Annotated in this window: 3 protein-coding genes; all 3 read right to left on the bottom strand. The window is 67.2% G+C overall.

The features are described 5' to 3' along the window. Nucleotides 1-90: 90 nt before the first annotated feature. On the bottom strand, nucleotides 91-3,120 hold the full coding sequence (locus BN972_RS18830) for a type I polyketide synthase (protein ID WP_036360575.1): 3,030 nt from the start codon (nucleotides 3,118-3,120) through the stop codon (nucleotides 91-93). Then, nucleotides 3,117-9,476, bottom strand: coding sequence for a type I polyketide synthase (locus BN972_RS18835; protein ID WP_036360577.1), 6,360 nt, complete (start codon nucleotides 9,474-9,476; stop codon nucleotides 3,117-3,119). The genes BN972_RS18830 and BN972_RS18835 overlap by 4 nt, the downstream gene beginning before the upstream one ends. A gap of 3 nt (nucleotides 9,477-9,479) precedes the next feature. Further along, a partial coding sequence (locus tag BN972_RS18840; RefSeq protein ID WP_036360579.1) for a type I polyketide synthase occupies nucleotides 9,480-14,672 on the bottom strand: 5,193 nt, incomplete at its 5' end.

Below are 14,672 nucleotides of genomic sequence, written 5' to 3' on the forward strand. Positions count from 1 at the left end.
GGCAGACGGTCCCGCAAAAAAAGCCACTATTCAACACCCGTCTTATTTGCCCGGCTAAGCATCACCAATAAAGATTTAAGGAACCAAAATTCAGTTTTCTGTGTCTTCCCTTTCAGCGCTGTCCAGCGCCATCGCGATCAACGCTTCCGGGCTTAGGGCGTCGATCGCATCCTCTGCCAAGAAGGGCGTTGAGCTGGAATTTTGTGTGTGACCCCCGAGCAGCAGCAGTTTGTCGAGCAATCCGGTGCGACGTAGTTCGGCAATGGGAATGTTGCGCAGCAACCGCCGAATTTCTTCGTCGGCGGATTCATCCGGGGTCTCAGCGTAAAGTTGCTGGCCGAGGTGTTCGGCTAACTTCGCCGGAGTGGGATAGTCGAAGATCAGGGTGCGTGAAAGTGGCAACCCGGTTGCTGCTATCAGACGGTTGCGTAATTCCACGCCGGTCATCGACTCGAATCCGAGGTCGCCGAACGGGCGCTGGGGGTCGACGTCACGGCCGCCTTCATGGCCCAAGACGATCGCCGCGTGTTGGCGAATCAACTCAACCAGTTGCCGGTGCCGTTCCTTGGGTTCGGCTCGCCTCAGGCGATCGGGTAGCGCCGCGGCTTCCTGCTGTGAGCTGGGCTGCGGGGTGGCGCCCACCCAGAAGCGTCGGCGGTCGAATCCGTACGTGGGCAGTTCCACCAGCTGGGCGGGCAGGCCATCGAACGCGCCGCGCCAGTCGACGGCGACTCCGCCGGTGAACATCCCGGCAACCGCGTCGAGCAGGGATTCCACTTCCGCACGGTCCCGGCTCAACGGCGCGACGGAGTTGGTCAAGCCGGCGGCCGGACCTAGCTCCACAAACACATTGGCGCCCAATGATTCAGCGACCTCGAGGCATGCCGCGAACCGTACCGGTTTGCGGACATGGTCGGTCCAGTACGCGGCCGAACCGTAACCCGGACCGGCCACTTGCCCAGTGACATTCGAGACTAAAGGGATTCGGGGCGGACCGGTCGAGATGCCAACTAGTGATCGGGAAAACTCGGCCAGCATGGGCTCCATCAGTTCCGAGTGGAACGCGTGCGAGACCGCCAAGCGATGCACCCGTCGGCCGCGGGCCGCCAAATGGTCCGCGACGGCGGCAACGGCGGCGCCGGGTCCCGAAACCACAACCGCGCCAGGGCCATTGACCGCCGCGATCGCCGCTCCGTCCGCCAGTAGCGGTGCCACCTCGTCCTCGGCAGCCGAGACCGCCACCATCACTCCCCCGGTCGGCAGCGCAGCCATCAACGCAGCCCGCACCGCCACCACCCGTGCGGCGTCAGGCAACGTCAGCACCCCAGCCACGTGTGCGGCGGCGATCTCCCCTACCGAATGGCCCAACACAACCTCGGCCACCACACCCCACGACCCGAGCAACGCCGCCAGGGCGACCTCCACGGCGAACAGTGCCGGTTGGGCGAATTCCGTACTTTCCAGCAGCGCCGCGTCCCGACCCCACATCACCTCACGAAGCGGCAACCGCAGGTGCTGGTCCAGTTCGGCCGCCACGTCGTCGAAGGCCCGGGCAAAGGCCGAAAACCGTTGGTAAAGCTGCTGTCCCATGCCCAAGTACTGTGACCCCTGCCCCGGAAAGACAAGGGCAACTCTGCCCACCGACGCGCCGGGTTCCGCGAGGGTCAGTTCGCGCAGCCGCTCGATGAGCTCGACCCGACCGGCGCCCACCACCACCGCCCGATGCTGGAATGCGGTCCTCGTCGTCGCCAGGGACCACCCGACGTCGACCGCACCCAAGCCGCTGTCCCCGCTGACCCAGGCGAGCAATCGCTTGACTTGATTTTGCAGCGCCGCGGCGGAACGGGCCGACAACACCCACGGCACCGGCACACAGCTATCCGTCGTCGACTCAGCTTCGATCGGTGCGGGCGCGCGGTCCAGGATCAGGTGCATGTTGGTTCCGCCCATGCCGAACGACGAGACTCCCGCCCGCCGTGGATCGCGGGGCCACGCGGTCAGGGTCGTATTGACCTGTAACCCAAGGCGCGGCAGATCGGTGCCAGGAGGTGCCGCCGCATAGTTGAGACTCGCCGGCAGCAAACCCTTCTCGATCGCCAACACCGTCTTGATCAAGCCCGCGACGCCAGCGGCGGCGCCGGTGTGGCCGATGTTCGTCTTGACTGACCCGACCCGCACCGCCTCACGCCGCCGTTCACCGAAAATTTCCCCCAGCGCTTTTGCCTCGGTCGGATCACCGATCGCCGTGCCGGTGCCGTGGGCTTCGACATAATCGATGTCCTCACGGTCCAGCCCCGCGCCGCCCAGCGCACGCCGGATGACGTCCGCTTCTCCCGACACCGAAGGCGCGGTCAAACCGGCGGAACGGTGGCCGGCATTCCCCGCCGCGCTACCCCGGATCACCGCGTGAATACGGTTACCGTCGGCCAGCGCCGCAGCCAACGGCTTCAGCAGAACCAGCCCGCCTCCATCGCCGCGGACGTAACCGTCCGCCCGTTCGTCGAACGCGAAGGTGCGGCCCGATCGGGAGAGTGCGCCGAATTCGGTTTCGAGTAAGGCCGTTTCGTCGACCAAGTTCAGGTGGATGCCGCCGGCGACGGCCAGCGGCGCTGCCCCAGTGCGTAGCGTCTCACAGGCAAGATGGACTGCCAGCAGGGACGATGACTGACCCGAATCGATTGTCAGGCTTGGGCCTTGCAGACCGAAGGCGTACGAGACGCGGTTGGCGATCAACGCCCGGCTGGTTCCGGGAAAGGAATGGTGGTCGAGACTCAGCGCGGGGGCGCGCAATGTCAGCAGTGCGTAGTCGTCGTTCATCGCGCCGACGAAGACCGCTACCCGCTGGCCGGTCACCGTCTCGGGCACGATCAGCGCGTCTTCGAACAGCTCCCAAGTCAGTTCGAGGGCGAGTCGTTGCCGCGGGTCCATCGCCGTGGCTTCTCGTGGCGAGATATTGAAGAAGTCCGCATCGAAGTCCGCGACCGCGTCACCGAACGATTTTGGAGCTTCGCGCCCGTCTCGGAGCAGCTGCCAGAACTCGCGTAATCCGTCGGCTGCGGGAAACCGGCAAGCGAGCCCGATCACGGCGACGCCTAAGCGGTCGGTTTCGGTTGGACTCACGGCGCTAGGTCGTCGTCAAGGATCGCGAAAAGTTGACGCTCGGTGGCGGTTTCGATGTCGTCGTTGAACTCGTCAACATATTCGGGTTCGGTGTCCGTCGGGCCGGTCAGGTCGGCGAGCAGTTCTTGCATACGCGCAACGAGGCGCGCCTTCTCCGTGGGATCCCAGTGCGGTTGGTTGAGCAGCAGCTGCAGTTCGCGGGTGATGTCGTTGAACCGGCCCATGCGGTCGGGTGGATCGGAAGCCGAAGCTCCGCCATCGATCTGGTCGTCGAGCTGGGTATCGAGGTGCGCGGCCAGCCGAACCGGGGTCGAGTGGTCGAAAATCAGTGTCGGCGAAAGCGTCAGGCCGGTGGCCTTTTTGAGCCGATTGCGCAGTTCGACGGCGGTCAGCGAGTCGAAACCCAGGTCCTGGAACGGACGTTCGGGGTCGATGTCGGCGACGTTCGGCTGACCCAGTACGGCAGCGGCGTTGCCACACACCAACTCGACCAACTCTTGGCGCCGCTGCTCAGCGGACAGCCCGTGCAGTTGAGCCAGCAACCCCGTCTTGGAGACCGACGTGGTGTCGATTTCGGCGATGACCCGCCGGGGTGCTCGAGATGCCAACTGCGCCAGCAACGGCGGCAACGCGTCGCGGTGAGCTGCGAGCGCCTGCTGATCGAGTCGGGTGGCCACCACTAATGGGCGATCGGTGCGCAGCGCGGCGTCGAACAGGTCGAGGGCTTGGCGGGCGGACAGCGGGGCCAACCCCATCCGGCTGATCCGCGCCTTGTCCCGCTCGTCGAGGTGCTGGGTCATCGCTGACGCCTGTTCCCATAGTCCCCAGGCCACGGAGGTGCCCGGCAACCCCCGGTCGCGCCGGTACGCGGCGAGCCCGTCCAGGAAGCTGTTGGCCGCTGCGTAATTCCCTTGGCCGGGCGAACCGACGAGCCCCGCCACCGATGAGAACATGACGAAGGCGGCAAGATTCATGTCCTGGGTAAGCTCGTGCAGGTTCCAGGCCGCATCGGCCTTGGCCCGCAACACCGTATCGATGCGTTCTTCGGTCAGCGACGCGAGCACGGCGTCGTCCAGCACACCGGCGGCGTGGATAACACCGGACAACGGGTATTGCTCCGGGAGGTCGGCCAAGAGCCGGGCCAGCGCGGCGCGGTCAGCCGCATCGCAGGCGACGACTCGGACGTCCGCTCCCTCCCGGGTTAACTCCGCGACCAACTCGGCGGCCCCGTCGGCGGCTTCACCCTGGCGACTGACCAGCAGCAGCCGACGCACTCTGTACCGGTTCACGAGATGACGAGACAGGACCGAGCCCGCCATGCCGGTACCACCGGTGATCAATACCGTGCCGGACGACAGCCCCACACCTGGTCCGTCCGGAAGGGTGAGTACGACCTTGCCGATGTGGCGAGCCTGGCTGACGAATCGGTAGGCCTCGGGTGCGGAGCCGATGTCCCAAGACTTCATCGGTAATGGTTGCAGCACGCCCGCTTTGAACAGTGCCATCAATTCGTCGAACATCTGCGCGATGTGCGCGGGACCGGCCTCCATCAGGTCGAACGCCCGGTAGGCAACCCCCGGGTGGAGCTCGGCGATCCGACCGGGGTCGCGGATATCGGTCTTGCCCATCTCAATGAATCGACCACCCCGCGGCAGCAGCCGCAACGATGCGTCGTTGAACTCACCGGCCAGCGAGTTCAGCACGACGTCCACACCGGTGCCGTCGGTGACCAGCCAGAACTTGTCCTCGAAGGCCAAGGTGCGCGAGTCGGCGATGTGTGAATCGTCAAATCCCATCGCGCGCAGAGTGTCCCATTTGCCGCGGCTTGCGGTGGCGAATACCTCCAGACCCCAGTGTCGGGCCAGTTGGACGGCGGCCATGCCGACACCCCCGGTCGCCGCGTGCACTAGGACCTTCTGACCGGGCCGCACCTCGGCCAACGTCGACAGCGCATAGAACGCCGTCAAGAACACCACCGGCACGCTCGCGGCTTGCGGCAGCGTCCACCCCGGCGGCACCGGCACGATCAACCGTTGATCCACCACCGCTTCAGAGCCGGCAACCCCCAGAATGCCCATGACCCGATCCCGTACGGCGAAACGGGTGACGCCGGGACCTGTCTCGGCGACTATCCCGGCACCCTCGGCCCCCACCTCCGCGGCTCCGGGATACATCCCCAACGCCACCAAGACGTCTCGGAAGTTAACCCCGACCGCGGCGACCGCTACCCGCACCTGTCCCGGACCCAACTCCACTTCGGGGTAAGGCTGCAGCCTCAGGTCGTCCAATGTCCCGGCGCCGCCCGCGACCAACCGCCACGGCGACGCGTTTTCGGGGAGCCTCAACCGCGCCGGAGGGTTGCTGGGAATCAACCGGCCACCGTGGGCCACACCGGCACGGATGAGCACTTGTGGTTCACCGCAACCGATTACCTCCTCGACGGCCAGCGACTCGTCGGTGTCCACCAGCACGATCCGGCCCGGATGTTCGGCCTGTGCCGAGCGCACCAGTCCCCACACCGCCGCGCCTGGCAGATCCGGGGCGGCCTCACCGGGTAATCCGACTGCCCCCCTGGTCAGCACCGCCAATTGTCCGGCGTCACCCCCGCTCAACCACGACTGCAAGACACCCAATGCTTCGTTGGCGGCGGCATGCACCGCCTTCGTCATGTCCACGCCGGTCGGCTTGTGCTCCCAGATCACCACCTTGTCGTGGTCAACCTTATTGCCGCTCAATGGGATCGGTACCCATGTCAGCTCACTCAGCCCGTCGCTAGCGGCCGGCGTGGTCGCCGCAGACAGTTGATCAGGTGACACCGGGCGCATTGTCAAGGTCTGCACGGTCAGCACCGGGAGCCCGCGAGTGTCCGCGATTTCGACCGAGATGGCTCCGTAACCGGCTGGCGCCAGCCTGACCCGTAGCCGGCCGGCGCCCGCGGCGTGCAATGCAATGCCCTGCCAGGAGAAGGGCAGCAGGATCGAATCCCGATCATCCACCACGCCCATGGCGTGCAACGCTGCGTCCAGAATCGCCGGGTGGATTCCAAAGCCGCTCAACGCTACTTGCGCGCTGTCGGGCAGTGCGACCTCGGCGAATACCTCGGACCCGTTGCGCCACACCGCCTGCATGCCACGGAATGCCGGCCCATAGGCGTAGCCGCGGTCCGACAGCCGGTCGTAAGTTCCGGTCAGGTCGACTGCGGTCGTCCCGACCGGCGGCCACACCGCCAACTCCGCACTCGGCCGCACCGGTGCCCCACTCAGCACCCCTTGCGCATGTAGCAGCCAAGTCGATCCCTGCTGTGCGGCGCGGGAATACATCCACACATTGGTGCCCGACTCGCCGGCAGCATCCACCACCACCTGTAGCTGAACACCTTCGCCGGCCGGCAACACCAACGGTGCCGATAACGTCAACTCCGCTACGGTCGGGCAGCCGACTTCGTCGCCCGCCCGGATCGCCAGTTCGACGAACCCAGCCCCGGGGAACAACACCGTTCCGCCCACCGCGTGGTCCGCAAGCCACGGCTGGTCGGCCAGCGACAGCCGCCCGGCCAGCACCACACCACCCGAATCCGGCCGTTCGACGACGGCGCCGAGCAGCGGATGCGCAGCCCCCGTCAAACCTGCGGCGGCCACATTCCGGTGGCCTACATCGGATTGGCTCAGCCAGAAGCGCTTTCGGACGAACGCGTACGTCGGCAGCGGGACCCGGCGCCCGCCGCGGCCGGCGAAGACCTGCGCCCAGTCCACCGCGAAGCCCGTGACGTACAAGTGGCCGAGCGCGGTCAGCAACGACATGTCCTCGGGGCGCTCGTTGGGCATCGCCGATATTGAGTGCTCCTGCGCAGCGGTCAGACCGGCGGCGGGACCGAGTTCGAGGAAGGTGGCCGCACCTTGCGCGACGACGGACTCGACACCGTCGTAAAAGCGCACCGGACGGCGCACGTGCTGCACCCAGTAGTCGGCCGTTCCGTACCCGGGACCAGCCAGCTGCCCACTCACGTTGGACACCAGCTCAATTCGAGAATGAGCGGGCGTCAGTCCGGCCAGGGACGCGGCGAACTCCGGCAGGATCGGCTCCATCAGAACCGAATGGAAGGCGTGCGAAACCGCCAAGCGATGCACGCGGCGACCGCGCCGCACCAGTTCGACCTCGACCGCGTTCACCTGGGCCTCGGCACCGGAAACTACCACCGCCTCGGGGCCGTTGACCGCGGCGATGTCCACACCCCCGGCGAGCAGCGGCGTCACCTCGCTCTCCGGGACGGCGACGGCGAGCATCGCGCCGCCGGCCGGCAGACGCGCCATCAGCCGCGCCCGCACTGCAACCAGTTTCGCTGCGTCGGGCAGGGACAACACTCCGGCCACACACGCCGCACTGATCTCCCCGACCGAATGACCGATCACCACGTCGGGTAGTACACCCCAGGACCGCAGGAGCGCCGCCAACGCAACTTCCACGGCGAACAAGGCCGGCTGGGCATACTCGGTGCTTTCCAACAACTTCGGGTCGGCGCCCCAAATTACGTCGCGCAGCGGCAACCGCAGATGTTGGTCGAGGACATCCACCGCCTCGTCGAATGCCCTTGCGAAAGCCGGAAATTGCTCGTGGAGCTGACGGCCCATCCCTAACCGTTGTGATCCCTGCCCGGGAAACACGAAGACCAGCTTGCGCACGGCGCCGACACGGCCCACTGTCGTAGCCCCGTCGGGGTTGCCCGCGGCCAACCCCGCCAATTGCGCCGTCAGCTCATCGCGGTCCGCGCCGAGAAGCACGGCCCGATGCTCGAATATCGACCGCGTGGTGACCAGCGACAGGCCAACGTCGACATTGGTGGACCCGGCATCCAGCTGCCTCAACAGCCGCTCGGCCTGTCTTCGCAGCGCCTCCGATGAACGCGCGGACAGGACCCACGGCACGGGCCCCCGGCTATCAGTCTGCGGGACGGCGTCTTCCGCGGTAGGCGGTGCCTGCTCCACGATGACGTGCGCGTTCGTCCCGCTGATCCCGAATGACGACACACCGGCCCGCCGGGGCGTGTCCCCCGCCGGCCACGTCCGCGGCTCGGTCAACAGCGAGACGGCGCCCGCCGACCAATCCACATGCGGGGTAGGCACGTCCACGTGCAACGTCTTCGGCATCACGCCGTACCGCATCGCCTGCACCATCTTGATCACCCCGGCAACCCCCGCGGCGGCCGACGTGTGACCGATGTTGGATTTGATCGAGCCCAGCCACAGCGGCCGATCGGGCGGTCGGTCCTGCCCGTAAGTGGACAACAGCGCCTCGGCTTCGATGGGATCGCCCAGGGTGGTTCCAGTCCCGTGGCCTTCCACCACGTCCACTTCCGCCGTGGTGAGCCCGGCACTGGCCAGCGCCGCCCGGATAACCCGTTGCTGCGCAGGACCGTTCGGCGCGGTCAATCCGTTCGAGGCGCCGTCCTGGTTGACCGCGGAGCCGCGCAGCAGTGCCAGCACGCGATGCCCCAACCGCCTGGCGTCGGACAGACGCTCGAGCACCAGCAGCCCGGCGCCTTCGGACCACGCGGTGCCGTCGGCCGCCCCGGCATAGACCTTGCACCGGCCGTCGGCGGCCAGGGCCCGTTGCCGGCTGAATTCCACGAAGGCGCCGATGGTGGCCATCACCGTGACGCCACCGGCCAACGCCAGATCCGTTTCACCCGAACGTAACGACTGCGCCGCCATATGCATCGCGACCAACGACGACGAACACGCGGTGTCTACCGATACCGCGGGACCCTGTAATCCCAAGACGTAGGAGACCCGGCCCGAAGCCACGCTCAAGGTGGAGCCGGTCAGCCCGTAACCTTCGAGGTCGCCGGTGACTTCACCCCCGTAACCGGCATGGATCACCCCCACGAATACCCCGGTCGCCGTGCCGCGCAGGCCGTGGGGATCGATGCCGGCCCGCTCCAAGGCTTCCCACGACAGTTCCAGGACAAGACGCTGTTGCGGGTCCATGGCAAGGGCTTCACTGGGGCCGACGCCGAAGAAGCCGGCGTCGAAGTCGCCCGCGTCCTCAAGAAAAGAACCCTGTCGGACATACATTTTGCCCGTGGCGTCGGGGTCGGGGTCATACAGACCGGCCACATCCCAGCCGCGGTCGGTGGGGAAGTCCGAGACCGCGTCGCGGCCCTCGGTCACCATCTGCCAGAGCGCTTCCGGCGAATCCACGCCGCCCGGGTAGCGGCACGCCATTCCCACCACCGCTATCGGTTCGGACAGCTTGCCCTCGAGCTCCGAGAGCCGCCGACGCGTCCGGCGCAGATCTGCCGTAACACGCTTCAGGTAATCGAGGTGCTTCTCGGTTTCGGGCACCGACTGTCCAGCCATGGCTCAGGAGCCCAGTTCTTCGTCGAGGATGGCGAAGAGCTGGCTTTCGTTGGCAGCAAAGATGTCTGCTACGTCGCTGTCGTCAGCGTCGACCGGTACCTCCACCACGGACAGCAAGGTCCGCAGCCGAGAAGCCAGGTGCTCCTTGTCCTCCGGCGTCCAGTCGGATCGGCCGAGCAGGGACTGCAGCTCGCGGGTGATGTCGTTGAACCGGTCGATGCGGTCGGGCTGACGATCGACGGTGACGGCCAATCGTGAGCCGAGGTGTTCGGCGAGCGCGGTTGGTGTGGGGTAGTCGAAGATCAGGCCGGGCGACAACGTGAGCCCGGTTGCCGCCTTCAGCCGGTTCCGTAGTTCTACGGCGGTCAGCGAGTCAAACCCGAGGTCTCCGAAGGTCCGGTCGGCCTCGATATCCGCACTGTTGGAGCGGCCCAACACGATCGCGGCGTTACCGCAAACCACGGACAGCAGTTCGGTACGCCGCTGCTCGGGGGTCAGGGCCTGCAGCCGCGAGGTCAGCCCGGTGGCGGACGCGGTTAGCGCGCCGGCATCGGTCACGACGCGCCGCTGCCGACGAGTGACCAGTTGACTCAATATCGGCGGCAGGCCGGCGTCGGCCTCCGGAGCGGACGGGTCGACGGGCGCGGCCACCACCACGGGACGGTCGGTGCGCAGTGCGGCGTCGAAGAACTCCATGGCCCGTTCCGTTGACAGCGTCGACAATCCGAACCGGCGCATGCGGGTTATGTCCCGCTCGGCCAGGTGCTCTGTCATCGAACTCGTCTGCTCCCACAGCCCCCAGGCGATCGACAGTCCTGGCAGGCCGTGGTTGCGCCGCTGGGCCGCCAGACCGTCCAGGAAACTGTTGGCTGCCGCGTAGTTGGCCTGGCCGGCGGTTCCGATGATGCCGGCCATCGACGAAAATAGCACGAACGCAACCAGATTCATGTTCTTGGTGAGTTCGTGCAGATTCCACGCGCCGTCAACTTTGGCGCGCAGCACGGCGTCCACCCGGTCGGGGGTCAAGGCGGTGAACAATCCGTCGTCGAGCACACCGGCGGCGTGGAACACCCCGCGCAGTGGATACCCTTCGGGAAGTTGGGCGATCAGTTCTGCTGCCGCGTCGCGGTCGGCGACATCACACGAGCGCACCGACACCTCGGCGCCGTGATTTTCCAGTTCAGCGATCAGATCCGCGACGCCCGGGGCGTCAGCGCCGCGCCGGCTGACCAACACCACATGGGCCACGCCGTACCGAGTGACCAGGTGGCGGGCCAGCGCACCGCCCGCCATCCCGGTGCCTCCCGTGATCACCACCGTGGCACCGGCCAGCCCCCTCGCATCGGGAAGAGAAAGCACGACTTTGCCTATGTGGCGGGCCTGACTGACGAACCGATACGCCGACGAGGCGGACCGCACATCAAAGGTCTTCACCGGCAAGGGATCCAGCACTCCGGTGGCGAACATCTCGGTCAATTCGACGAACATCTGGCTTATCCGGTTCGGACCCGCCTCGATGAGGTCGAACGCTTGGTACTCGACGCCCGGGTGGTGTTGCGCGACGGTCCGCGGGTCGCGTAGGTCGGTCTTGCCCATCTCGATGAATCGCCCGCCTCGCGGCAGCAGCCGCAGCGATGCGTCGACGAACTCACCGGCCAACGAGTTCAACACCATGTCGACGCCCATGCCGTCGGTGGTCGCCATGAACTTTTCTTCGAAGTCCAGGGTGCGGGAATCGCCGATGTGGGCATCGTCAAAGCCCATCGCGCGCAGCACATCCCACTTGCCGCGACTCGCGGTGGCAAAGACGTCCAATCCCCAATGGCGTGCCAGCGCCACTGCCGCCATGCCCACTCCGCCGGTCGCCGCGTGAATCAGCACCCGCTGGCCGGACTTGGCGCCCGCCAACACCGAAAGGCCATATACCGCAGTCAGGAACACCGCCGACGCTCCCGCGGCCTGTTGCATCGACCATCCGCGCGGCACGGTGGTGATCAGGCGCGCATCGACGATCGCCTCCGACCCCACGATCCCGAGCAGACCCATCACGTGATCGCCGACCGCGATTCCCGTTACACCCGGACCGACCTCGACGACCAGCCCGGCGCCCTCGACGCCCAGCTCGCCGCCGCCGGGGTACATCCCCAGCGCCACCAACACATCCCGGAAGTTCACTCCGACCGCCGCGACCTGGACCCGCACCTGGCCGGCTGCCAGGTCGGAATGCGGGTACGGCTGCACGATCAAGTCCTCGAACGTGCCACCGGCGCCGGCCACCAGTCGCCAATTCCCGGCAGGCAGTTCGAGCCCGGACATCCCGGCCGCCGGGGTGAGTCGGGCCGCGTACAGCTGTCCGGCGCGGATGAGGATTTGCGGCTCCCGACAAGTGGCAACCCGCGCCGGGTCGAGCGACCCGTCCGAATCCACCAGCACCACCCGGTCCGGGTATTCGGCCTGCGCCGAACGCACCAATCCCCAGACCGCCGCGCCTGCGAGATCGGAGACATCTTCGTCGGGCAATCCCGCCGCGCCGTGCGTCAGCACCACCAGCACCCCGGATTCCGCTGCGCCCAAATGGGACTGCAACGTCGTCAACGCCTCGCGGGTTGCGGCGTGCACCGACTCGGCACTCTGGGGGCGCGTACCGAGCTCCCATACCACCACGCCGTCGACGTCACCAGCCGGCAACGTCATTGGCGACCATGTCACCTGCAGCAGGCCGCCGTGGGCACGGGGAGCCGCTGACCGCAGTTGCCCGGTCGACACCGGGCGTACAGTCAGCTCGCGCACTGACAAGACCGGCACGCCCGACGCGTCAGCCAGCTCGATCGATACCGCATCAACACCCACCGGCGCGATCCGGACCCGCGCCCGGGACGCGCCGGCTGCGTGTAAACAGATCCCCTGCCAGGCGAACGGCAACATCGTCTGCGCCTGTTCCCCGACCACGCCCATCGCGTGCAGGGATGCGTCGAGCAACACCGGATGAATCCCGTAGCCGCTCAACGTCACACCGGCGTCGGCCGGGATGGCGATCTCGGCGAACACCTCGCTGCCGCGCTGCCACATCGCCTGTAGGCCCTGAAACGCCGGTCCGTATTCGTAGCCGCGCCCGGCGAGCTGCCGGTAGGCGCCGGACACATCCAGCGCGACCGCGCCCGCCGGCGGCCAGGTGGACAGGTCGCCGACCGGCGGGATCGCGCCCGGGCCCAACACTCCCTCGGCATGCCGCGTCCAACCATCCGGTGCCGCAGCTGAATACACCGAGACCGTTCGCCGCTGCCATTCGTCCTCGGCGCCCACGACGACCTGCAGACGGACAGTGCTGCCGGTCGGCAACAGCAACGGCGCCGACACGGTGAGCTCTTCCACCGCGGCGCAGCCGACCTCGTCGCCGGCACGAAGCGCCAGTTCCACAAACGCGGCCCCAGGAAACAGGACCACACCGGCGACGGCGTGATCGGCCAGCCATGGCTGTGCAGCCAGGGAAAGCTGCCCGGTCAGAATGACTTCGCCCGAATCGGGGCGCTCCACCACCGCCCCCAACATCGCATGCCCGGCGCCGACCACTCCGAGGCCGGCGACGTCGGAGGCGGAACCGCCGGCCAACCAGAATCGCCGTCGCTGGAAGGCATACGTCGGAAGGTCGACGCGACGCCCACCCGCACACACCGGCCGCCAATCCACCTGCACACCGGCCACGTTGGCCTGACCGACCGACAGCAGGAACCTTGCCGGCCGGCCGTCGTCGCGCCCGAGGGAAGGGATGACTGCCGCATCCGGGACGGTCTCTTCGATCCCGGCGATCAAGACCGGATGCGGACTGGATTCGATGAACACCCGGTGGCCCGCCGCGGCGGCGGCGCGCACCGCCCGGTCGAATTGCACCGTTTGGCGCACACTTTGGTACCAGTAGTCGGCGGTCAGCGCGGCGGTGTCCATCAATTCACCGGTGACCGTGGAGAAGAACGCCACCGGCGCGGACCGGCCGGCGATACCGGACAGCGCTTGGATCAACGGCTCACGGATACGGTCGATCTGCGAGGAATGGGAGGCGTAGTCGACGTCGATCCTGCGCAGGCGCACCTTTTCGGCCTCACACCGCCGCTCCAGCTCGGCGAGAGCGGTCAACTCACCGCTGACGACCACCGCCGAAACACCGTTGACCGCAGCAATACCCAACCGGTCACCGAATCCGGTCAGCAACTCCTCGGCGCGTTGCAGGCCGCACGCCAGCGAGACCATGCCGCCGGCGCCCGAAAGTTGCGCCAGCAGTTGGCTTCGTAGCGCCACCACCCTCGCGGCGTCCTCCAAAGACAGCGCGCCGGCGACGTATGCGGCGGCGATTTCACCCTGGGAGTGCCCGATGACCGCACCGGGCAACACGCCGACGGAACGCCACAACTCGGCCAGCGACACCATGACCGCCCACAGCACCGGCTGCACCACATCCACCCGAGCCAGCCCGGGGGCGCCCGGGACCCCCCGGAGGACATCGGTCAACGACCAGGCGACGTACTCACCAAGCGCCTTCTCACACAGCCGCATCTGGTCGGCGAAAACCGTTGAACTGTCCATTAACTCGACGCCCATGCCGAACCACTGGGAACCCTGGCCCGGGAAGACGAACACGGTCCGGTCCGTAGCGCCGCCGGTCCGGCCGGTCACCACATCGGCTCCCGGCTCCCCGGCAACCAGCCCGCCCAGGCCGGCGACCAACTGCGCCCGGTCCGCCCCAACCACGACAGCGCGGTACTCGAACATTGACCGCGTCGTGGCCAGCGACCAGCCGACATCGATCGGATTCAGCTCCGGGTCATCGGTCACCCGGGTCAAAAGTCGCCGTGCCTGACCGGTCAGCGCGGCCGGGGAGCGAGCGGATAAAACCCACGCGATGGGGGCGTTGCTATCCCGGTCGGCAGGTACCCCAGCGGCTGCGGGCGGGGCCTGCTCCACGATCACGTGCGCGTTCGTCCCGCTTATTCCGAACGAGGAGACACCCGCCCGTCGGGGGCGTTCATGCGCCGGCCAGGGTCTTGCCTCGGTGAGCAACGACACCGCGCCCGCGGACCAATCCACGTGCGGCGTAGGCGAATCCACGTGCAACGTCTTGGGCATCAACTTGTGGCGCATCGCCAACGCCGTCTTCATGACCCCGGCCATGCCCGCCGCCGCCGACGTGTGCCCCATATTCGG

Source organism: Mycobacterium asiaticum DSM 44297, assembly GCF_000613245.1.
Taxonomy (GTDB): Bacteria; Actinomycetota; Actinomycetes; order Mycobacteriales; family Mycobacteriaceae; genus Mycobacterium; species Mycobacterium asiaticum.